Source organism: Microbacterium aurantiacum (genome assembly GCF_031625015.1).
Lineage (GTDB): Bacteria > Actinomycetota > Actinomycetes > Actinomycetales > Microbacteriaceae > Microbacterium > Microbacterium aurantiacum.
The window spans coordinates 1,664,306-1,685,344 of record NZ_JAHWXH010000001.1 but is presented as its reverse complement, the minus strand read 5'-3'; the positions used below and the strand labels follow the sequence as shown (position 1 = coordinate 1,685,344).

Genomic DNA, 21,039 nt, shown 5'->3' with positions numbered 1-21,039 from the left:
GGGGCCCCGGGCGCGATGCCCGGGGCCCCTCTTGGTTTCGCCCGTAGGCTCCGATGATGGACGAACGCCGCGAGGCCACCCGCATCGCCTACGACACCGTCGCGGCGGCGTACGCAGCGGCTCTGCCCGATCTGGCCTACGAGGCGCCGCTCGATCGCGCCATGATCGCCGAGGTCGTCCGGGAGCTCCCGGAGGGGGCGTCGGTGCTCGACGCCGGCTGCGGCACGGGCCGACTTCTGGCCCACCTCCGCGCCGAGCGCCCGTCGCTCCACCTCGTCGGCGTCGATCTCTCGGAGGGGATGCTCGAGCAGGCCTCCCGGGTCGCCTCGGATGTCGAGCTCGTGGGCGCAGATCTTGCGGCCCTGCCGTTCGCGGATGCCCGCTTCGATGCGGTGATGGCCTGGTACTCGGTGATCCACACCCCCGCGGAGGATCTCAGCGAGGTCTTCCGCGAGATCGCACGGGTGTCGACGTCGGGCGCGCCCGTCCTCGTCGCGTTCCAGGTGGGGTCAGGCGAACGGACCGTGCGACGGGCCTACGGTCGCGACGTGAACCTGACCGCCTACCTCCACACGCCGTCGGATGTCGCATCGGCCCTGGAGGCTGCCGACCTCGTCATACAGGCGAGCCTCGTCCGCTCCCCACGGGCGACCGAGGCGCACAGTCAGGCGGTTGTGCTGGCGCGGAAGCGGGTCAGCTGAGGCCGGAGTACGCGTGCAGGCCCTTGAAGAACATGTTCACGATCGTGAAGTTGAACAGCACCGCGGTGAAGCCGATGATCGACAGCCACGCCGACCGCGAGCCGCGCCAGCCGCGGGTCGCACGAGCGTGGATGTAGCCGGCGTAGAGGACCCAGATGACGAAGGTCCAGACTTCCTTCGTGTCGAAGCCCCAGTAGCGGCCCCACGCGTCGTTCGCCCAGATGGACCCGGCGATGAGCGTAAAGGTCCAGAAGATGAACCCGACGATCGCGAACCGGTAGGCGAGGGACTCCAGCGCGTCCGCGCTCGGGAGCGTCCGGAGGAAGCGGGGCCCGGTCGACACGGCTCCGTCCGAGCCCACGGCACCCACGGCTGCGATCGCGCGACGCTCGCGCCGACCCTGCATGAGCTGCAGCACCGACAGCCCGAAGGCGAGCGCGAACAGGGCGGTTGCGAGGGTGGCGACGAAGACGTGGATGACGAGCCACACGCTCTTCAGCGGATCGGCGAGAGGCACGACCTCGACGTAGAACGACAGCGTCGCGCCGCCGAGGAGCAGCACCGTCATCCCGGTGATGAGGGAACCGAGGAAGCGCAAGTCGAAACGGAAGAGCACCGTGAGGTACACCGCAACGATGAGGAGGGTACCGGTGAGGGCGAACTCGTACATGTTCGACCACGGCACGCGCTCCGCCGCCACCCCGCGCCCGATCGTGGCGGCGAGGTGGAAGAGGAAGCCGATGACGGTGAGCACGGTCCCGAGACGCGCCCAGAGCTGCTTGGTCCGCGCGGAGACGGGAGCGTTCAGCGCCTTCTCGGCCGCCTGCTGGCTCTCCCGCACCTGCGCGAGGGTCTCGCCACCGGATGCCGCACCCGCCGAAGCAGAGGCCACACCGGCGCCGACGAGCTCACGCTCGCGTTCGCTCTCGCGGACGCGAGCGTCCTGCATCTCGATCGCGACGGCCGAGCGGCGCGCGAGGTCGATCGCGTACGCGATGAAGGCCAGGGCGTAGACGGCGATCGCCGTCCACACGAGGAGCACCGAGATCGAGTCGAGAGCGAGGGCGTCGGGCATGGTTCCCAGTCTACGTGCGGGGCGGAGCACCCTCTCCGGCGGAGAGGGACTGCCCGTGGGATTCGGCGAACTGGTCCACGGCCTGGTTCAGACCGGGGTCCTCACCGCGGGCGAGACCGGCGTACTGCACGATGACGCGGTCGCCCTCGGCGGTCGCCTTCACCCACATGCGCCGGCGCGGGACGAAGAGGGCGGCGAGGAGCCCACCGGTGGCGAGCATCGCGAAGATCAGCACCCACGTCGCCGCAGCATCCCGGTGGATCGAGAGCGACACGTACCGCTTGACGGACTCCTCGTACCCCACCGCGTCCTCGGGCGCCTCGGACTCGAACGTGACCGATCCCCGACCGCCCGGGAGCTCAGCGGTCTGCCCCGGCGCGAGCTCGAGGGTCGGCGCCTCCGCCTCGGCGTCGCGGCCCGCGATGGGGGTCATGTCGGATGGGTCGAGGGTGTAGACCGAGCGAGGGGTCCCGTCATCGATGCCGAGGTCGCCCTCGTACACCTCGAGCGTCACGACCGGATTGATCAGCGCCGGGTAGATCGAGGTGAAGGCCCCCGAGGCCAGCTGACCCTGGGTGGGATAGAAGAAGCCGACCATGCCGAGCTGCTCCGGCATCCCGTCGGGCACCTTGATGACCCCGAGCGAGGTCATGAAGCTGTCCTGCGGCAGGAACGGCACCGGCTCGGAGAAGACGACATCGCCCTCGCCGTCGCGGATCGTGATGGTCGGCGCATAGCCGTTGCCCATGAGGTAGATCCGATCGCCGTCGATGTCGAGTGGCTCGTTGACGCGCACCTCCGCGGGCTGCGCGGCCTCGCCCTGACGCTCCGTGGTGAGGTTCGCGACGAAGTCGCCGGCCTGGCCGGCCCCCGGCTCGCCGACCGGCTGGTAGGTGACGTCGAAGCGGTCGAGCGTCAGCGCGTAGGGGGCGAGCGCCTCCTCATCGACGAAGCGCCCCGGGTTGAACGAGGTGTAGTCGAGGAGGGTGTTGACGAACGAACGCCCCTCGATGATCACCGTCTGCCCGGTGTAGGTGAAGCCCCCGCCGAGGCCGACCGCGATCAGCACACACACGAGCGCGCCGTGGAACACGAGGTTCCCGGTCTCGCGCAGGTAGCCGCGCTCGGCCGAGACCGACACACTCCCCCGCGCGTCGTACCGCTCGACGCGGTAGCCCGCGCGCCGCAGCTGGCGCGTGGCGCTGTCGACGGCCGCCTCGGCGCGGGCGGCGGCATCCGTTCCCTCGGGCACCTCGATGGTCTCGGACCGGAACGCCGCCAGACGCTCCAGGCGCGCGGGCGTGCGCGGTGGGCGAGAGCGGAGGGCCTTCCAGTGGTGCTTCGTCCGCGGGATGACGCAGCCGATGAGCGAGATGAACAGCAGGATGTAGATCGCCGAGAACCACGGCGACGTGTAGACGTCGAACAGGCTCAGGTCGTCGAGGATCGGCGCGAGGTCCGGGTTGTCGGCGAAGTACTGCGTGACGCCGTTCGGGTCGGCCCCGCGCTGCGGGACGAGCGAACCCGGGACCGCGGCGATGGCGAGGAGGAGGAGGAGCAGCAGGGCCGTCCGCATCGACGTGAGCTGACGCCAGCCCCAGCGGAGCCACCCGATGACGCCGAGGCGCGGCTGGGTGATGTCGTCGCCGTCGGATGCCGCGCTGTCGGCGTGGTCGGACGGGCGACCCTCGAGCGTCTCGCGACGACCATCGGCGTCGGCGTCGGCGCGGACCCCGTCGAGGTCAGATCGGGAGCGGGACACTGAGGAACACCCCCTGTAGCTGCGCCATGAGCGCGGTCCAGACCCCGGTCACCATGAGCAGGCCGAGGACGATGAGCAGGCCGCCCCCGAGGAGGTTCACGGTGCGGATGTGGCGGCGGAGGAACGACACCGAGCGCGTCGCCCATCCGAAGCCGAGCGCGAGGAGCACGAACGGGATACCGAGGCCGAGCGAGTAGGCGAGGCCGAGCACCGCGCCGCGCGCGACCGAGCCGGAGTCGAATGACATCCCGAGGATCACCGCGAGGGTCGGCCCGATGCAGGGCGTCCACCCGATGCCGAGCGCGATCCCGAGGAGCGGCGCGCCCGCGAGTCCGACGCCCCCGCGCACCTGCGGACGCAGTGTGCGCTGCGCCATCCCGAAGACGCCGATGAAGACGAGGCCGAGACCGATGATGACGACGCCGAGGATGCGGGTGGTGACGTCCTGGTACTCGATGAGGAAGCGTCCGAGCGTGCCGCCGAGCATCGCGATGCTGACGAAGACCAGCGTGAATCCGGCGATGAAGAGCACCACGCCCCACAGGAGCCGCCCGCGTGAGCCGTCGGGCTCGGGGGTGACCGTGCCGGGCGATCCCGCCGCTTCGGCATCGGGCGCGGCATCCGTCGCTCCGGGGCCCGCACCGACGGCGACCCGGGCCGGCGGGCGCGGAGCGACGGCTCCCCCCAGGAAGCCGAGGTATCCGGGCACGAGCGGGAGGACGCAGGGCGACAGGAAGGAGACGAGCCCGGCGAGGACGGCGATCGGGATCGCGAGCAGCAGCGTGCCGTCGGCGACGATTGCGGCGATGTTCACGCTTCGTCCCGGGTGTCGCGGACGAGGGTCTCGAGGATCGACGCGTCGCTGATCTGTCCGATGAGGCGCGCAGCGACCCGACCGTCGCGATCGAGGACGAGCGTGACCGGAACCGCGTTCAACGGCGTCTCGCCCGCAAATGCGAGCTTGATCGAGCCGTCGACGGTGGTGAGCGCGCTCGGGTACTCGATGCCGTAGGTCTCGGCGAAAGCCTGGGACGCCTCGGCGCCGTCGTAGAGGTTCACGCCGAGGAAGTCGACGCCGTCGTCGCGGAAGCTCTCGTGCACCTCGGCGAGCTCGGGGGCCTCGACCCGGCACGGCGCGCAGGCGGCGTACCAGAAGTTCACGACCAGCACGTCGCCCGCGTAGTCGGCACTCGTCGCGGTCTCGCCGTTGTCGAGCACCGCCTCGAACTCGATCGGGTTGGTCCGTTCGGCCTCGGGGATCTCGACGACGCGGAAGCCGTCGGCGGCGATGAAGCCCTTGTTGTCACCCTCGCGGTACTGCTCGGCCAGGGGATCGCTCGTGCACGCGGCGAGTCCCGCCGCAAGCGTCAGGGCGAGGACGGATGCCGCCGCCCGCCGCCACCGGTTCGTCGTCATCACACCGCTCCCACATCGACCGCGCCCGCGGTGGACGCGGGCTCGGCGTACGACACCTCGGCCCACTGCCCGGGGCCGCCTTCCAAACTCGTCACGCTCGACAGCGCGCAGCGACGCCGCCGCGGATCGTGCCGGAGCGGCTCGCCCTCGACCCACAGGTGGGTGATCCAGATCGGCAGCTGGTGGGAGACGATCACCACGTCGCCGCCGTCGGCGTCGTTCCAGGCATCCGTCATCGCCGCGTCCATGCGGGAGATGACCTGCGCGTACGGCTCGCCCCACGACGGCAGGGCGGGACGGCTGAGGTGCCGCCAGTTCAGCGGGTTCATCATCGCCCGCTTCATACGGCGGCCCTCGAAGACGTTGGTCGGCTCGATCACGCGCTCGTCGATGCGCGGGTCGATTCCGAAGGTCGCGGTGAACGGCTCCGCCGACTCGCGGGTGCGCTGGAGCGGCGAGCACACCAGCGTCGTCACGGGGCGATCGAGTTCCTTCACCCAGGCCGCGGCATCCGCCGCCATGCGGCGTCCGTCCTCGCTCAGGCCGAATCCGGGAAGGCGGCCGTAGAGCACTCGCCCGGGATTGAAGACCTCCCCGTGGCGTACGAGATGGAGGCGTTCGGCGGGCACGGGTCCAGTCTACGTCGGCGTGTTCTGGGGGTCGCCTGAGCGGACGGCATCCGTGCGCTTCTGGAGGCCCCGCTCGACGAAGAGGAGTGCGACGACCGCCGCCGCACCGACCAGCGCGAGGAGGATGGGACCGGCGACCGGATCGTAGGGGGCGACCAGCTCGCCGACGCCGTGGTCCTCGCCCGGCGGGAGCGCCTGCCAGGGCCAGAGGGCGCGGAGCGAGCCGAGCATGAGGCCGGCCATCGCGAGCAGCGTGAAGCGGCGGTAGTTCTCCAGCATCCACTTCATGACGCGGACGATCGTGACGAGGCCCACGATCGCGCCGAGCGCGAAGACGGCGAGATATCCCCAGTCACGGTCGGCGACAGCGCGGAGCGTCGGCGAGTACAGCCCGATCGCGAGGAGGAAGAAGGATCCCGAGACACCGGGCACGACGAGCGCGCACACGGCGATCGCGGCGGCGATGAACACCAGCCAGACCGGGGGGTCGACCATGAGCGAACCGCCGGCGAAGTCGATCGAGGCGTAGGCGAGAAACGCGGCGCCGACGAACACGATGACGCCGCGTGCGTGCGAAGCGAGCGTGCGCCGGACGCGCGGGATCAGCTGCAGCGGCACGACGATACTTGCCGCGACGAGGCCGAAGAAGAGGCCGCGCGAGAGCTCGGCGTTGCCGGAGACGAAGGCTTCGACGAATCCGGCGAGGGTGAGCACCATCGCCGCCATGCCGCCCACGACAGGGATGATGAGCCACAGGTCGACCGCGCGGATCCCGGCGAGGAATCCCGCGCGCCGGTCGGGTCCGAAGATCAGGCGCTTCACCGCCGACACGACGTGCGCGGCGGCGTCGATGAGGCGCTCGTAGACGCCGGTGATGAGGGCGACGGTTCCGCCGGAGATCCCCGGGATCAGCTCCGCCATCCCGATGAGCGCACCACGGAGGGCGTTCAGCAGAACAGTGGGGAGGGCGACCAGGAAGGAAGGGGAGGTCCGAGGCGGCGTCGCGGCAGGCGTCGTCATGCGTCCAGAGTACGGCCTGGATCCGCACGGACCCGGCGCGCGGCATCCCCCGCGTAGACTGTGGCCTCGTGAGTGAACGCGTTCTGGTCAAGCAGCTGCAGTCGCGGGCCGACGGCCCGGTGTCCGTGTCGGGATGGGTCGAGACCGTCCGCGACCAGAAGAAGGTGCAGTTCGTCATCCTGCGCGATGAGACGGGCGCCGTGCAGCTGGTCAATCCGGCGACGCGTCCGGCCGAGGACGGCACGGAGCAGGATGCCGCGGCTTTGGCCCTCACCGACACCATCTCGAACCTCGCCACGGGCACCTTCCTCACGGTGCAGGGCGAACTCAAGCACGACGAGCGCGTGAAGCTCGGCGGCGTCGAGATCAAGATCGGCGGGCTCGACATCGCCGCGGCAGCGCTCCCCGAGACCCCGATCGCCGCGGACTCGGGCCTCGACAAGCGCATGGACTGGCGCTTCCTCGACCTGCGCCAGCGCCGCAACAACCTCATCTTCCGCGTGCAGACGACGCTCGAGCACGCCATGCGCACCTACTGGATCGAGCGCGACTACATCGAGGTGCACTCCCCCAAGCTCATGGCGAGCCCGTCGGAGTCCAACGCCGAGCTGTTCGAGGTGCCCTACTTCGAGGAGAAGACGGCCTACCTCGCGCAGAGCCCGCAGTTCTTCAAGCAGATGGCGCAGGTCGCCGGCTTCGGGAAGATCTTCGAGATCGCCCCCGCCTTCCGCGCCGATCCCTCGTTCACCTCGCGTCACGCGACGGAGTTCACCTCCATCGACGCCGAGATCAGCTGGGTCGAGTCCCACGAGGACGTCGCGCGCATGCAGGAGGAGCTCCTGCAGACCGCCATCCGCGCGGTGAAGGACAAGCACGGCGACGAGATCCAGGAGCTCTTCGGGCTCGAGATCGTCGTCCCCGAGGTCCCCTTCCCCCGCATCCCCCTCGCCGAGGCGCGCGAGATCGTCGCGGCTCGCGGATACGACATCCCGCGTACCGACGGCGACCTCGACCCCGAAGGCGAGCGTCAGATCGCCGCCCACGTCCAGGAAACCTTCGGTCACCAGTTCGTCTTCATCACCGACTACCACCCCGAGATCCGCGCGTTCTATCACATGCGCGACGAGGAGACCGGGCTGACGAAGTCGTACGACCTGCTGTTCAACGGCGTCGAGATCACCACCGGTGCGCAGCGCGAGCACCGCGTGGACGTCCTCATCGAGCAGGCCAAGGAAAAGGGACTCGACCCCGAGCACCTGGACTTCTACCTCGACTTCTTCCGCTACGGCGCCCCGCCGCACGGTGGATTCGGCATGGGCCTCGCCCGCGTGCTGATGCTGCTGCTCGGCCAGGACTCGATCCGCGAGGTCACCTACCTCTTCCGCGGGCCGACGCGCCTCGCTCCCTGACACGCGCTGCTGAACGAGAACAGGCGATCCCCCCGGAACAGGACGTTCCGACGGGGATCGTCCTGTTTTCGGCGGATCGCCTGCGTCCGCGAGGAGACCGATGCCGCGCCGGGCGGATGCCGGTCAGTCGGCGACGTCGAGGGCGGCGCGCAGCCGGTCCGGTGAGACGCGCCAGTGCGCGTGGAGGCGGTCGTCGATGAGCACGACGGGGATCTTCTCCCACCACTGCGCGTAGAGCGCGGGATCGTCGTGGATCGAGAGCTCGACGATCTCGATGTCGTTCTCGTCGAGGTCGGACACGACGGTCTCGACGACCTCCCGCGCCACGTCGCAGAGGTGGCAGTCGGGCTTGCCGATGAGGGTGAGCGTGGTCACGGGCGGTCGAGGGGGTAGCCCTCCGCGGCCCACCCGTTGGTGCCGCCGTCGACATTGGTCACATCGTGCCCCCGCGCTTCGAGCGCCTCGACGACGCGTGCAGAGCGTCCTCCCATCGCGCAGATGACGTCGAAGGGCCCCTCGGGCAGTTCGTCGAGGTGCTCTCCGATCGTCGACATCGGCAGGTTGACCGCGCCGGGGACATGACCTGCGGCGTACTCGTCGGTCTCGCGGACGTCGATGAGCGGGGTGTCGACCCGCTCACGAAGCTGCTGGACGGTGATGGACTTCATCGTGTGCTCCCGGAGAGACAGAGGACGTGGGCGACAGGAACAGGCTGAGGCGACAGACACGAAGCGCCCCACTGATGGCGGATGCCGATCGGGGGCGCTTGGTGCGATGCCGCTTACTTCTTGTTGCGACGCTGGTGGCGAGTCTTCCGAAGCAGCTTGCGGTGCTTCTTCTTCGCCATGCGCTTACGGCGCTTCTTGATGACTGAACCCACGGGAAACCTCACTAAGTCAGGGGTCTGGACGTGTGTCGATCACGTCCGGGAACGGGCAGATGGAAAAATGCCTCGGATCAGTCTAGCCGACGTCGGCGATCGGCCGCTGCAAGGCCTCTGTGACCGCAGCCTCGGGCACGCGGTACGAGCGTCCGAAGCGCACGGCGGGCAACTCGCCCGAGTGGACGAGTCGATACACCGTCATCTTCGATACGCGCATGATGTCCGCGACTTCGGCGACGGTGAGGAAGCGCACGTCGGGCATGTCCGCCATCACCGATTCCCTTTCCCCAGGATTGTTCACCACACTCTAGGGGCTGGGTGGGACACGTGTAAACACGCGTGACCCGTGTGACGCGAGAGCGAGCGTCGCTCAGCGACCGTTCCGCTTCCACCACGCGTTCTCCCACGCGTGCTTGGCGGATGCCGCTGCCCGACCGACCACGTCGGCGGCGTGCGCGGCCGAGTCCGGGAGTCCGGCGACGGTCTCTTCGTCGGCGGCGGCGACGTCGTCCAGGAACGGCACGAGCCACTCGTCGACCTCGTCCAGCGGACCGGCGGACAGGCTGTAGAAGCGGTGCTGCCCCTCTTCGCGAACCGAGACGAGGTGCGCCTCGCGCAGGACCTTGAGGTGCTTGGAGACGGTCGGCTGGCTCGCGCCGAGCTCGTGCACGATCTGCGACACACTCGTCCCGCGCTCACCCGCGGTCGAGCGATCGAGCAGAATCTGCAGGATGTCGCGACGCGTGCCGTCCGCGATCACGTCGAAGATGTCCGCCATGAGACCAGCGTAGTCGCGCCCCGGGGCGGAGTACCATGACGCACGGCCGAACGTCGGAAGGGGCGGTGGATGGCGAAGGATCCCTCGGGCTTCGGCAGCACCCGGAGTCCGCGGACCCTCCGGGGCCTGTGGGACGACTTTCGCCATCTCACGACCTCGTCGCCCTCGCGCTTCGCCGTCCTCGTCTTCGCCTCGCTGGTCCTCCTCTTCACGGGCCTGCTGTCGCTTCCGGCCGCGACGACCTCCGGTCAGTCCGCTCCGCTCGTCGACGCCGTCTTCATGGCCGTCTCCACGATCTGCGTCACCGGCCTCACCACCGTCGACGTCGCGACCTTCTTCTCCCCCCTGGGGAAGGTGTTCATCTTCATCGGCGTGAACATCGGCGGCATGGGCGTGCTGACCCTCGCCTCGATCCTCGGCCTCGTGATCTCGAAGCGTCTCGGACTCCGCGCGAAGCTCATCGCCGCGAGCGACAGCAACCCGCTGCGCACCCACGGCGGACCTGTCAACGAGGGGCAGACGGTGCGCCTGGGCGAGGTGGGTCAGCTCCTGCGCACCGTCGCGCTGTCGACGCTCCTCATCGAGCTGATCCTCGCGATCCTCCTCTACCCGTCACTGATCTTCGCCGGAATCGCCCCCTTGGACGCGCTGTGGGAGGCGCCGTTCTACGCGGCGATGGCGTTCACCAACACCGGCTTCACCCCCAACCCCGGCGGCCTCGTCCCCTTCGCCGACGACTACTTCCTCCTCACGGTGCTCATGGCCGGGGTCTTCCTCGGCAGCATCGGCTTCCCGGTCATCTACGCCCTGTGGAAGAACGTCTGGCACATCCGTCTGTGGCCGCTGCACACGAAGCTCACCCTCATCACGACCGTCGCGCTGTTCTTCGCCGGCGCGGCAGCCTTCCTCGTCCTCGAGTACAACAACCCCGCCACCTTCGGCTCGATGAACGCCGGGGACACCACGTTCCAGGCATTCTTCCTCTCCGCCATGACACGTTCCGGCGGATTCTCCGTCGTCGAGATCGGCGATCTCTACGGGTCGTCGTTGATCGTCGGCAGCATGCTGATGTTCGTCGGCGGCGGATCGGCCTCCACCGCCGGCGGCATCAAGGTGACGACCCTCGCCGTCCTCGCCCTCGCGGTGCTGTCGGAGGCGAAGGGCCGCCCCTCGGTGCAGGCCTTCGGCCGCCGCATCCCGAGCGACGTCCAGCGCGTCGCCCTCTCCGTCGTCGCATGGGGCGCCACGATCGTGGCGCTGTCGACGATCACCGTGGCGCAGATCAGTCAGGAGCCGGTCTCGGATGTGCTGTTCGACGTCATCTCCGCCTTCGGCACCGTGGGCCTGTCGACGGGTCTGACCGCGTCGGCGCCCGAGGCCGCGCAATACGTCCTGGCAGCGACCATCTTCATGGGTCGCATTGGTACAGTGACACTCGCCGCGGCGGTGGCCGCGACCAGCCGTTCGCAGCTGTATTCGCTGCCCGTGGAGAGGCCCATCGTTGGTTGAGCGGATCAGAAGCGACGCCCCCGTCCTCGTGATCGGACTGGGGCGCTTCGGCGCCGCGTGCGCCGGCGAGCTCGATCGACTCGAGCGCGAGGTCCTCGCGATCGACGAGAGCCTCGAACTCGTGCAGAAGTGGTCGGACCGGGTCACCCACACCGTCCAGGCCGACGCACGCAACATCGACGCGCTGAAGCAGATCGGCGCGCAGGACTTCCAGGTCGCGGTGGTCGCCGTCGGATCCCTCATCGAGGCGTCCGTCCTCATCACCGCCAACCTCGTCGACCTCAAGGTCCCGCAGATCTGGGCGAAGGCGGTCTCGCAGTCGCACGGCAAGATCCTCGCCCGCGTCGGCGCGAACCACGTCATCTATCCCGAGCGCGAGGCGGGCGAGCGCGTCGCGCACCTCGTGAGCGGACGGATGCTGGACTTCATCCGCTTCGACGACGACTTCGTGCTGGCCAAGATGTATCCGCCGAAGTTCATCCGGGGCGTGGGGCTGAACGAGTCCGGCGTCCGCACGAAGTACCACGTCACCGTCGTCGGGGTGAAGAGCCCGGGGCGGCCGTTCCGCTACGCCGAGGCGAACACGGTGGTCACCAACCACGACCTCATCATCGTGTCGGGCACGAACTCCGACATCGAGCGGTTCGCCGCCCTCGACCGCTGACCCGGACGCCGCGCCGCGCGCTCAGCGCAGCTGCGCGAACGCCTCCACCTGCGCGGTGGGGCCGACGATGAGAATCGTGTCTCCCTCGTTCACGACGGTCTGGTTGTCGGCGTTTCGCCACTGCTCCGCAAGGGTCTTGTACGCCGTGACGGTGATGCCGTGGGACTTCCGGATGCCGGTCTGTCCGAGCGGGATGCCGCGGATGACCTGCGGGGGCGAGATCTTCGCCATCGCGTAGCCGCGCTCGACCTCCAGGTAATCCATCGCGGCGCCGCGGACGAGATGCGCCACGCGGCGCCCCATGTCCTTCTCCGGGAAGATCACGTGGTGCACACCCAGCTGCTCGAGGATGCGCCCGTGCTGCTCGCCGATGGCCTTCGCCCAGATGACCGGGACGTTCAGGTGCAGCAGGACCGACGCGGTGAGGGTCGACGCCTGGACATCGTCGCCGATCGCCACGACGACGCGGTCGAACTGATCGACGGCGAGCTGGCGCAGCACCTCCTCCTTCGTCGAGTCTGCACGGACGACCTGGGTCAGGACACCGTTGAAGGATTGGACGATCTCTTCGCTCACGTCGATGCCGAGGACCTCCGTGCCGGAGGCCATGAGCTCCTCGGCCAGTGCGCTGCCGAACCGGCCGAGGCCGATCACGGCGACCGAGTCGGCCTCGGCGATGCGCCGGGACTTCTCGGAGAACAGCGGGCCGATCCGACCGAGGAACATGAGCGCGGCGAGGATGACCTCGGCGGCCGGCGGCAACTCGTAGGTGATGCCGGTCGAAAGTCCCACGGTGCCGAACGCCGACACCGCTTCGAAGAGCACCCGGTCGAAGGGGTAGCCGGTGACGAGCATGAGCGCGATCGTGGCGACGATGACGGCTCCCATCGCCATGAGCACGACGGCGATCGCCTGGCGGTGCACGGCGCGCGACAGGCGCTTGCCGAAGATGTTCACGGCACCCTCGCCGCGGAGCTCGGTGATGAGGATGAAGGGTCGGGGATTTGGAGTTGCGGATCCCGAAGCTGCGGCAGGGGTCGTTCTTCCCGTCGCTGTTGGAACGCCGCCGTCGGGTCGATCAGGCACTGTTCGCGGTCGTGATGGAGGCCTACGTACACGGTGTTTCCACCCGGAAAGTCGACGACCTCGTGAAGGCGCTTGGCGCAGACACCGGGATCTCCAAGTCCGAAGTGTCACGGATCTGCGCGGGTCTGGACGAGGACGTCGCGGCGTTCCGGGACCGCCCGCTCGCGGACACCACCTACCCGTATGTGTTCCTCGACGCGACCTACTGCAAAGCCCGCGTCGGCCGGCGGGTGGTGTCCCAAGCGGTGGTCGTCGCGGTCGGCGTCGCCGCCGACGGGCGGCGAGAAGTCTTGGGATTCGAGGTCGGAGACACCGAATCGCAACCGTTTTGGACCGCGTTCCTGCGCTCGTTGAAAGCACGCGGTCTGGGCGGGGTGAAGCTGGTGATCTCCGACGCTCACACAGGCCTGATCGCCGCGATCGAGACGGTCTTCCACGGCTCGTCCTGGCAGCGCTGTCGGGTTCACTTCATGCGCAACGTCCTCGCGAACGTCCCGAAAACCGCCGGGCCGATGGTCGCGTCGATCATCCGCACGATCTTCGCCCAACCCGACACCGAGCACGTGTTCGCCCAGTTCCACGAGGTCTCTCGCATGCTCGGCAGGTCACACCCGAAGGTCGCGGACATGCTCAACGACGCCCAGGACGACCTGCTGGCGTTCTGCCAATTCCCGTTCCAGCACTGGCGTCAGATCTGGTCCACGAACCCGCTGGAACGAGTGAACAAGGAGATCAAGCGCCGCACCGACGTCGTCGGGACCTTCCCGAACCCGGCCGCACTGCTGCGCCTGGCCGGACACGTCCTCATCGAGCAACACGACGAATGGGACGGCGCCGACCGCCGATACTTCAGCGAGCACTCCATGAAACTCCTCGACACCACCGAGGAGGAGGTGGCGATCCCAGAACTGACCGCGGCATAATCACAACAGCTGACCCGCACGGTGTTGAGAAAATCCACCACACAGCGGGACGTCACCCTTCCCTGGGCGACCAGATCCAGGGCTCGACGTCGGAACTCCGGCGGGTGGGCAGCAGGCATCTCACGGACTCCTTCCGAGACGATCATCGCCTCAACTCAGGTGTCCGGAAAAGCGGGTCAGGCTCCGCAGCGGTCGCGACGCTCCTCGCAATTGGCGTGTTGGTGCTTGCGCTCCTCTTCAAAGAGCGCTCGGCCGTCCGGTGAGCCGTCCCCTACCGGGCGCCCCGGGGCGAGTCGGTAACCTCGACTTCATGGAAGCTGACTGGATCGAGCATCGACGCTCTGACGACGGCGAGCGACTGGGATGGATGAAGCCCGCGGAAGACGGATTCATCGCGATCGACCTTCTTGGGCGGCGACGGACTCATGTCGTCGACTGGCTGATCGCCGAAGAAACACTCGACGGGATCGGTCTCAGCTATCTGGCCGACCCGCATGAACTGCGATTGCACGACGGATCGTGGCTTCGAGTCCGAATAGCTGAGGTCTCTCCTGACGCGATTCGTGTGAAGAAGGACGACTGGGGTGACATGAGAGACACTCAGTTGCAGTACTCGATTTCGTTTCCGATCACCGATGAACAGCTGCGTCCTCTTCACCGCTGAAGGATTTCACTGCCAGACGCCTGGAACGGTCGGCGACGTTGGTCAGGCGGATGCATATTGCAAGTTCCATGCCGAGCGCACGGCACTGATCGCCTGCTCGAGATCGGTGCCCGCCACGGCTTTGACGTATTGGTTCGCAGCAGTCTGCACATTTTCAGGGTGTCGCCGCCCTGAGGCGACATGCGTGCCACCAGATTTGCTGGCGGTGATGTGGCCCTCGGATTCGAGAAGCGAGTAGGCCTTCGCCACTGTTCCCGGCGCCACGCCGAGATCGGCGGCTAGCTGCCGGACCGGAGGCAGTCGCTGGTCGGCGGCGAGCTGTCCGGACCCGATGAGATCTGCGATCTGCGATCTGATCTGCTCGTAGGACGGGACGGCGCCGCCCGGGTTGACGGTAATCACGAGTGGGTCCCTGCAACCTCAGGGGCGATCGCCTGCATCCCGGCCGCCAAAATGCTTGATCGAGGCAGAACGAACGCACGGCGTGTGGCCAGGCTGATACTCAGGGCGGCCAGTACCAGGCAAGTGGCGCCGCCTATCAGCAGGCCGATCCCAAGCACCGTCCAGGTGCTGTCAACACCGGGGAACACGGCATTCAGCATCGCTCGCCCGGAAATGGCGGCTGCTCCGCCGAGAGGCAGGGTGACGGCAAACACGGTGATCGCCGAGACGATGCGCATCGACTCACGTCGCCAGATCCCATCGAGATTGTGAAGTGCGGGACCGGGTAGCGCAGGCGCGGCGCTGATCCGGCGCAGCGTCAGGATCGCCACCGCAACTAGGGCCGCGCACGCGCCAAGAAGAGGAGTGCCGTAGAACCACCCTGCGTATGGACTCGAGGACGAAGCACGATCCTCCGCCGAGAAGGCGATCGACCGAGAAAACCCGAGGTCATCGGTGCTCGCCGTGACACCGGCGAAGATCACGAAAACCACGAGCACAGCCAGTGCTACAAGGGGTGGGAGCGTCAGCCGCGGCGACAGGTACGCTCCGGGCTCACGTGGAGTCAACGAAGCGCTACGAACCTCGCTGGGCTGGAAGCGGTGGGCCGTCGGTGGCGTCGACACGTACAGCAATAGCCCAGCGACAGCGGCGAGCGGTGCGGCCAGCAAAACCGGCAGTCCCAAAAAGCGCCGGCAGAACTAGGCCTGCCATCCCCAACGAGCACAGGACACCCTCGGCGGCTTGACGCCCATCGAGTTCGAAGCGAAGCTAGCCGAGCCGCTCACACTCGCGGCCTAAACCGAAACTGTCACCAGTTCGTTCCTCACGCCCCCACGGTGTAGCGCAGGGGCGATACACGAGATTGAGCTTCATTCGTTGCGGACACTGTGGCCCTCTCCGCGGCTAGCGGTACAACACCGGTCGTGCCGGTCTCCCCTGATGCGGCAACGCTGCACCTTCACCTGCACCGATCTGAGGATCGGCTTACGCGCGGCGAACCGCCGCTAAGCGATCACAGAATGCCGCCATCCAGCGATCGACTCCACAGCTCAGGATGCCGCGCACGACGCGGCGGACATCGGCCGAGCCGACGGCATCCGTCTCCGCCGCCGCGTTCAGTCGGGATCGGACACTGAGCCTCCGCACGAGCACGAGACCGATGAGGGTGGCGAACACCATGATCCCGAGGCCGCCGAGCTGGATGAGGACGAGGATGACGGCGAGGCCGAAGCCGCTCCAGTGCGTGGCGGTGTCGAGGGTGACCAGGCCGGTGACGCAGACGGCCGAGACGGCGGTGAACAGCGCGTCGACGAGATCGGTCGGGCGGCGGTCGGCGGCGGAGATCGGGAGGGCGAGGAGCGCGGTCCCGACGAGGACGGCGGAGGCGAAGCCGAGGACGACGGCCTGAGCGGGATGCAGTCGGAGAACGCGCCGCCGGCGCGTGCCGGCGACGACGCGAGGAAGCACGATCGAGAAGACTACGCCTGTTTGCGCCGCGCGCAAGAGGCAATGTCCGCGCCGGTCGCGTGCGCGGTAACAACCCTTGCGATGACCAAACTGTGAGCGATAACATCACACCGGACCGGCCAACGACGGCCGCTGACGCCCGCCCGGGGGTCGGATGCGGAAGGACATGCGATGACGCAACCACGCTGGAGAAGAACGTTCGCGGGGATCACCGCGATCGCACTCAGCCTGACCGGAGCGGTGGTGGCGGCGCAGCCCGCCGCGGCTGCCCCCGACGACGGACTGGTGCTGCACTACGCCTTGAACGACGCCGCGGGGACGACCGCGGTGGACGCCTCGGGGAACGGCAACGACGGCACGTACGTCGGCGGCCCCACTCTCACCGGCGCCGAGGGCGTCCGGCTCGACGGCAGCGACGACCACGTGAAGCTGCCCGACAACATCCTCGCGGGCCTGAACTCCATCACGGTCAGCGCCGAGGTCCTGATCCGTCAGGACCAGGCGACGCCGTACTTCATCTGGGGCCTCGGCACGCCGGCCACCTCGAACTCCGGCAACGGCTACCTGTTCACCACGGGCAACGCCTACCGCGGCACCATCTCCCCGAACAACTGGCAGGGCGAGCAGAACACCACGAGCGGTCAGAACCTGCAGCGCGGCGTCTGGAAGACCCTCACCTACACCCTTGACGACGCCAGCAACACCGCACGCCTGTATCTCGACGGCGTCCAGGTGGCCCAGAACACCAACGTCACGATCACTCCCGGCTCCCTCGGCGGCGGTGTGACGACCGCCAACTACATCGGCCGCTCGAACTACGACGCCGACCGGCGCCTCGCCGGCAGCGTCCGCGACTTCCGCATCTACGACAGCGCGTTCAGCGCCACGGATGTCGCCGCCCTCCATCCCGACGACGCCACCAAGCTGGCGCGGGATGCCGCGGCGATCTCCCTCGGCGACGTCTCCGGCCTCACCGCGAACCTCACACTGCCCACCACGGGCGTGAACGGCGCGAGTATCGCGTGGGCCACGAGCGACGCCGCCGTGATCAGCGCCACCGGCGTGGTCACCCGACCCGCGAGCGGTCAGCCGAACGCCACGGCGACCCTCACCGCCACGCTCACCCGCGGCGGCGCCACCGAGACGCGCACCTTCGAGGTGACCGTCCGCGCCATGCCGGGTGACGACGTGCTCGCGCAGGAGGACCTCGATGCGATCGAGATCCCGAACGCCGACGACATCCGCGGGAACATCACGCTCCCCGCGGCCGGTTCGGTCAACGGCACGTCGATCACGTGGTCGGCCTCCCCGTCGGGCGTGGTGACCACCGCCGCCCAGGACGGCAAGGCCGCCGGTGTCGTGACGCGCCGGGCCGAGGACACCACGGTGACCCTCACCGCGACCGTGGCGAACACCAACGCCACGCGCCAGATCCCGATCACCGTCGTCGCCGCCCCCGAGGGTCTCGACACCGACTACACGGCCGGATACCTGTGGACGCACTTCGCGGCCGAAGGCGGCTACGAGAAGATCTTCTTCGGTCACAGCGAAGACGGCCTGCAGTGGTCGAAGCTCAACGACAACGAGCCGATCCTGGCGAACCTCGGCGGTGACCTCGGCGTGCGCGACCCGCACCTCATCCGCTCCCCCGAGGGTGACAAGTACTGGATCATCGGCACCGACCTCCACGCCGAGGGCGGTGGCCCCGGCGGCTCCGGATGGGACCAGCTGAACGCCAGCAAGAACCTCGTCGTGTGGGAGTCCACGGACCTGGTGAACTGGAGCGACCAGCGCATCGTCTTCGCGGGCTTCGAGCACGCCGGAAACGTGTGGGCGCCCGAGGCGATCTACAACGAGGAGACCGGCGAGTACTACGTGTACTGGTCGGCCCGCGACCGTCGCGAGAACAACACTCCGGACTGGGCCCTGCGGGTCTACCTGACCAAGACGCGCGACTTCGTCACCTTCACCGAGCCCGAGGTCTGGGCATCCCTCAACGCGCAGGGCGACGGACAGACCGGCCCGAACATCATCGACTCGTCCATCGCGAAGGAAGGCGACACCTACTACCGCTTCTCCACATCCGACTGGTGGACGGTCATCGACACCGCTCCGAGCCTCGACGGCCCGTGGACCACGGTGGTCGCCCGCGATGAGGCCGGAGACTTCGGCCTTCGCACCCGCATGGAGGGCCACACGGTCTACCAGCTGCCCGACGGGCGCTGGGCGATCATGGGCGACGACGGCGGCTACTACGGTCACATCGCCGACACGCTGGAGAGCCTGGATTTCCGCCAGCTGAGCGTGGGCACCGGCCCCGACCAGTACTCGTTCGATCAGCGCTTCCGCCACGGCTCGGTGCTGCGCCTCTCGGCAGCGGAGGAGGAGCGCCTCCTCGAGGCCTACGGTGACGCCCCGGTCGACCCGGAAGAGCCCGAAGAACCGCAGCAGGCCCCGATCGCGGAGTGGAACTTCGACGACGGCACGCTGGCGGACTCCGTCGGGGATGCCGACCTGACGGCGTTCGGCACGGCGGCAGTGGGCACCGAGGCCACGAAGGGCAGCGCGCTGCGTCTGACCGGCGCAGCCAACGGCTACGCCGCGTTCCCGACCGGGTTCTTCGACGGTCGGAGCACCATGACGGTGTCGATGGACATCCGTTCCGAGCGGACGAGCGGGAACTTCTTCACGTTCGCCTTCGGTAAGGACAACATCGACTACTACTTCCTCCGCGTCCGCGGAGGTGACGTGCGAAGCGCCATCACCGGCAACTCGTGGCAGAACGAATCCGCCGTCACCGGCTCCACGGCATCCGGCCAGTGGCACCGCTACGACGTCGTGTTCGAGGGCAACAAGATGACCCTCTACATCGACGGCGTGAAGGTCGGCGAGAACGCCTCGCTGAGCACGACGGTGGATGGACTCGGCGACGACCTGCTCGGATACCTCGGCCGGTCCTTCTACGAGGGCGATGCGTTCTTCCAGGGCTGGTACGACAACATCCGGGTGTACAACCGAGCACTGTCGGCAACCGAGATCCTCGGCAACGCCGGGGTCGACGACCAGCTCATCGACGTGTCGCTGAGTGACCCGTCCGCGCTGAAGATCGCCCCGATCGCCAACAGCACGACGCGCTCGGTCGTCCTCCCCGTGAACCGGGGTACGGACCTCACCGCGCTCGCGCCGACCTTCACCACGGTGGAGGGTGTGACGGTCTCGCCCGCCAGCGGAACGACGGTGGACCTCTCCTCGCCCGTCACGTACACCCTCACCACCGGAGACGGCGAGACGGTGACGTGGACGATCGAGGCCCGCGAGATGAAGAGCCCGATCCTTCCGGGCCTCTACGCCGACCCGAACATCGCGGTGTTCGGAGACACGTACTACATCTACGCGACCTCCGACGGCTTCCCCGGCTGGGGCGGCAAGGAGTTCTACGTCTGGAAGTCGAAGAACCTCGTGGACTGGGAGCGCTCGGAAGAGCCGTTCCTCACCCTCGACGGGGAGAACGGCAACGTGCCGTGGGCAACCGGCAACGCATGGGCGCCGACGATCATCGAGCGGGACGGGAAGTACTACTTCTACTTCTCCGGTCACAACCCGACCTACAACCGCAAGACGCTCGGTGTCGCCGTCGCTGACAGCCCGGAGGGTCCGTTCGTCGCCCAGCCGCTGCCGATGATCGTCAACAACGAGGCCGTCACCTCGGGTCAGGCCATCGACCCGGCGGCATTCCACGACCCGGTGACGGGAAAGTGGTACCTCGGCTGGGGCAACGGCAGCCCGGTTCTCGCCGAGCTGAACGACGACATGGTGTCGATCAAGCCCGGCACATATCAGCGGATCAACGGTCTGACCGACTTCCGCGAAGGGGTGTTCTTCAACTACCGCAACGGTCTTTACCACCTGACCTACGCGATCGATGACACCGGGTCTGAGAACTACCGCGTCGGCTACGCCACCGCCACGAGCATGAACGGCCCGTGGACCTACCGCGGCGTGATCCTCGAGAAGGACCTGTCCCTCGGCATCAAGGGACCGGGCCACAGCTCGATCATCAATGTCCCGGGCACGGACGACTGGTACATCGCCTACCACCGGTTCGCGATGCCCGGCGGCAACGGCAACAACCGCGAGACGACGATCGACAAGCTCGAGTTCGGCGAGGACGGGCTGATGAAGAAGGTCATCCCGACCCTCGAGAGCGTCGACCCGCAGACGGTGCCGCCGGTCGCCCCGGCCGGCCCCGAGGTGGACACCGAGGTGACCACCCGGTGCCTGGCCGGCAAGGTCGTCGTGTCCGTCAAGGTGACGAGTGCCGAGACCGAGCCCGTCGCGGTGCGGATCCAGACCGCGTTCGGTTCGAAGACACTGACCCTCGCGGCAGGGAAGGCGTCGGCGCACGCATTCACCACCCGCATGGCGAACGTCGAGCCGACCACGGTGACGGTGACCGCGACCGACGGTGACGATGTCAGCGCGACCGAGGAGGTGAGCGTCGGAGCGCGCTCCTGCCGCTGATCGCGGGCTGACACCCGACTGATCCCCCCACACAGCGGAACGGCCGTCGACGCACTCGCGTCGGCGGCCGTTCCGCTGTTCGCGGTGT

General features: G+C 68.1%; 21 protein-coding genes and 1 pseudogene. 7 read left to right on the top strand and 15 right to left on the bottom strand.

The genetic code is table 11. From position 1 onward, the window contains the following. The first annotated feature begins 56 nt into the window (after positions 1-56). Positions 57-701 (top strand): class I SAM-dependent methyltransferase, encoded by a 645-nt coding sequence (locus tag KZC50_RS07850; protein WP_310891263.1) that lies wholly within the window; start codon positions 57-59, stop codon positions 699-701. Here the strand turns inward: KZC50_RS07850 and ccsB are convergent. From ccsB to KZC50_RS07820, 6 genes are read right to left on the bottom strand one after another with little or no spacing between them, the layout of a single operon-like run. After that, positions 694-1,776, bottom strand: a complete 1,083-nt coding sequence (gene ccsB, locus KZC50_RS07845; RefSeq protein WP_310891262.1) for a c-type cytochrome biogenesis protein CcsB — start codon at positions 1,774-1,776, stop codon at positions 694-696. The genes KZC50_RS07850 and ccsB overlap by 8 nt on opposite strands. 10 nt (positions 1,777-1,786) lie before the next feature. Then, positions 1,787-3,538: a cytochrome c biogenesis protein ResB gene (gene resB, locus KZC50_RS07840; RefSeq protein WP_375294571.1), complete on the bottom strand. Its 1,752-nt coding sequence runs from the start codon at positions 3,536-3,538 to the stop codon at positions 1,787-1,789. After that, positions 3,519-4,352 carry a cytochrome c biogenesis CcdA family protein gene (locus tag KZC50_RS07835; protein ID WP_310891261.1) on the bottom strand — a complete coding sequence of 278 codons (834 nt, stop codon included), beginning with the start codon at positions 4,350-4,352 and terminating at the stop codon, positions 3,519-3,521. Before KZC50_RS07835 ends, resB begins: the two co-directional genes overlap by 20 nt. After that, positions 4,349-4,954, bottom strand: a complete 606-nt coding sequence (locus KZC50_RS07830; RefSeq protein WP_053548166.1) for a TlpA family protein disulfide reductase — start codon at positions 4,952-4,954, stop codon at positions 4,349-4,351. Before KZC50_RS07830 ends, KZC50_RS07835 begins: the two co-directional genes overlap by 4 nt. Then, entirely contained in the window at positions 4,954-5,583 is a 630-nt protein-coding gene (locus tag KZC50_RS07825; RefSeq protein ID WP_310891260.1) for a histidine phosphatase family protein, read from the bottom strand. Before KZC50_RS07825 ends, KZC50_RS07830 begins: the two co-directional genes overlap by 1 nt. 9 nt (positions 5,584-5,592) lie before the next feature. Beyond that, entirely contained in the window at positions 5,593-6,603 is a 1,011-nt protein-coding gene (locus KZC50_RS07820) for a DUF368 domain-containing protein (protein ID WP_310891259.1), read from the bottom strand. A 68-nt stretch (positions 6,604-6,671) separates the two neighbouring features. On the opposite strand from KZC50_RS07820, the gene aspS reads away from it, so the two are divergent. Next, on the top strand, positions 6,672-8,012 hold the full coding sequence (aspS, locus tag KZC50_RS07815) for an aspartate--tRNA(Asn) ligase (protein ID WP_053548168.1): 1,341 nt from the start codon (positions 6,672-6,674) through the stop codon (positions 8,010-8,012). A gap of 123 nt (positions 8,013-8,135) precedes the next feature. On the opposite strand, the gene KZC50_RS07810 is transcribed toward aspS, so the two are convergent. The 5 genes from KZC50_RS07810 to KZC50_RS07790 form a co-directional block, all read right to left on the bottom strand. Beyond that, a complete protein-coding gene (locus tag KZC50_RS07810; protein WP_236967409.1) occupies positions 8,136-8,387 on the bottom strand; it encodes a glutaredoxin family protein in 252 nt (83 codons plus the stop codon). Beyond that, positions 8,384-8,680, bottom strand: coding sequence for a rhodanese-like domain-containing protein (locus KZC50_RS07805; protein WP_310891258.1), 297 nt, complete (start codon positions 8,678-8,680; stop codon positions 8,384-8,386). The genes KZC50_RS07810 and KZC50_RS07805 overlap by 4 nt, the downstream gene beginning before the upstream one ends. A 113-nt stretch (positions 8,681-8,793) precedes the next feature. After that, positions 8,794-8,892 carry a 30S ribosomal protein bS22 gene (locus tag KZC50_RS07800; RefSeq protein WP_003792170.1) on the bottom strand — a complete coding sequence of 33 codons (99 nt, stop codon included), beginning with the start codon at positions 8,890-8,892 and terminating at the stop codon, positions 8,794-8,796. 82 nt (positions 8,893-8,974) lie between these two features. Continuing rightward, positions 8,975-9,166: a helix-turn-helix domain-containing protein gene (locus KZC50_RS07795; RefSeq protein ID WP_053548174.1), complete on the bottom strand. Its 192-nt coding sequence runs from the start codon at positions 9,164-9,166 to the stop codon at positions 8,975-8,977. A 99-nt stretch (positions 9,167-9,265) separates the two neighbouring features. After that, positions 9,266-9,673, bottom strand: a complete 408-nt coding sequence (locus KZC50_RS07790; RefSeq protein ID WP_053548175.1) for an ArsR/SmtB family transcription factor — start codon at positions 9,671-9,673, stop codon at positions 9,266-9,268. A gap of 69 nt (positions 9,674-9,742) precedes the next feature. Between KZC50_RS07790 and KZC50_RS07785 the strand changes: the two genes are divergently transcribed. Together KZC50_RS07785 and KZC50_RS07780 are read left to right on the top strand one after the other, a co-directional pair. Continuing rightward, positions 9,743-11,182, top strand: coding sequence for a TrkH family potassium uptake protein (locus tag KZC50_RS07785; protein WP_053548176.1), 1,440 nt, complete (start codon positions 9,743-9,745; stop codon positions 11,180-11,182). Beyond that, on the top strand, positions 11,175-11,846 hold the full coding sequence (locus tag KZC50_RS07780) for a potassium channel family protein (RefSeq protein ID WP_053548177.1): 672 nt from the start codon (positions 11,175-11,177) through the stop codon (positions 11,844-11,846). The genes KZC50_RS07785 and KZC50_RS07780 overlap by 8 nt, the downstream gene beginning before the upstream one ends. Before the next feature lie 21 nt (positions 11,847-11,867). Here KZC50_RS07780 and KZC50_RS07775 read toward each other — a convergent pair whose 3' ends face one another. Then, positions 11,868-12,803 (bottom strand): potassium channel family protein, encoded by a 936-nt coding sequence (locus KZC50_RS07775; protein ID WP_310891257.1) that lies wholly within the window; start codon positions 12,801-12,803, stop codon positions 11,868-11,870. A gap of 41 nt (positions 12,804-12,844) precedes the next feature. On the opposite strand from KZC50_RS07775, the pseudogene KZC50_RS07770 reads away from it, so the two are divergent. Continuing rightward, positions 12,845-13,855 (top strand): annotated as a pseudogene (locus KZC50_RS07770) (IS256 family transposase); the annotation flags it as partial. A 310-nt stretch (positions 13,856-14,165) separates the two neighbouring features. Continuing rightward, positions 14,166-14,519: a hypothetical protein gene (locus tag KZC50_RS07765; protein ID WP_310891256.1), complete on the top strand. Its 354-nt coding sequence runs from the start codon at positions 14,166-14,168 to the stop codon at positions 14,517-14,519. Between the two features lie 42 nt (positions 14,520-14,561). Here the strand turns inward: KZC50_RS07765 and KZC50_RS07760 are convergent, their stop codons facing one another. The 3 genes from KZC50_RS07760 to KZC50_RS07750 form a co-directional block, all read right to left on the bottom strand. Continuing rightward, complete coding sequence (locus KZC50_RS07760) at positions 14,562-14,921, bottom strand: GntR family transcriptional regulator (RefSeq protein WP_310891255.1); 360 nt, start codon at positions 14,919-14,921, stop codon at positions 14,562-14,564. Next, on the bottom strand, positions 14,918-15,454 hold the full coding sequence (locus KZC50_RS07755; protein ID WP_310891254.1) for a hypothetical protein: 537 nt from the start codon (positions 15,452-15,454) through the stop codon (positions 14,918-14,920). The genes KZC50_RS07760 and KZC50_RS07755 overlap by 4 nt, the downstream gene beginning before the upstream one ends. 493 nt (positions 15,455-15,947) lie before the next feature. After that, positions 15,948-16,430, bottom strand: coding sequence for a potassium transporter TrkG (locus KZC50_RS07750; RefSeq protein ID WP_310891253.1), 483 nt, complete (start codon positions 16,428-16,430; stop codon positions 15,948-15,950). A 171-nt stretch (positions 16,431-16,601) separates the two neighbouring features. Between KZC50_RS07750 and KZC50_RS07745 the strand changes: the two genes are divergently transcribed. Beyond that, positions 16,602-20,951, top strand: coding sequence for a family 43 glycosylhydrolase (locus KZC50_RS07745; RefSeq protein ID WP_310891252.1), 4,350 nt, complete (start codon positions 16,602-16,604; stop codon positions 20,949-20,951). Positions 20,952-21,039 lie beyond the last annotated feature (88 nt).

What these genes read in the sequence shown, in the direction of transcription:
- KZC50_RS07850 (WP_310891263.1), top strand. Translation starts at nt 57, where the DNA reads ATGGACGAACGCCGCGAGGCCACCCGCATCGCCTACGACACCGTCGCG.
- KZC50_RS07805 (WP_310891258.1), bottom strand. Translation starts at nt 8,680, where the DNA reads ATGAAGTCCATCACCGTCCAGCAGCTTCGTGAGCGGGTCGACACCCCG.
- KZC50_RS07795 (WP_053548174.1), bottom strand. Translation starts at nt 9,166, where the DNA reads ATGGCGGACATGCCCGACGTGCGCTTCCTCACCGTCGCCGAAGTCGCG.
- KZC50_RS07790 (WP_053548175.1), bottom strand. Translation starts at nt 9,673, where the DNA reads ATGGCGGACATCTTCGACGTGATCGCGGACGGCACGCGTCGCGACATC.
- KZC50_RS07745 (WP_310891252.1), top strand. Translation starts at nt 16,602, where the DNA reads ATGACGCAACCACGCTGGAGAAGAACGTTCGCGGGGATCACCGCGATC.
- KZC50_RS07785 (WP_053548176.1), top strand. Translation starts at nt 9,743, where the DNA reads ATGGCGAAGGATCCCTCGGGCTTCGGCAGCACCCGGAGTCCGCGGACC.
- ccsB (WP_310891262.1), bottom strand. Translation starts at nt 1,776, where the DNA reads ATGCCCGACGCCCTCGCTCTCGACTCGATCTCGGTGCTCCTCGTGTGG.
- KZC50_RS07820 (WP_310891259.1), bottom strand. Translation starts at nt 6,603, where the DNA reads ATGACGACGCCTGCCGCGACGCCGCCTCGGACCTCCCCTTCCTTCCTG.
- KZC50_RS07765 (WP_310891256.1), top strand. Translation starts at nt 14,166, where the DNA reads ATGGAAGCTGACTGGATCGAGCATCGACGCTCTGACGACGGCGAGCGA.
- KZC50_RS07830 (WP_053548166.1), bottom strand. Translation starts at nt 4,954, where the DNA reads ATGACGACGAACCGGTGGCGGCGGGCGGCGGCATCCGTCCTCGCCCTG.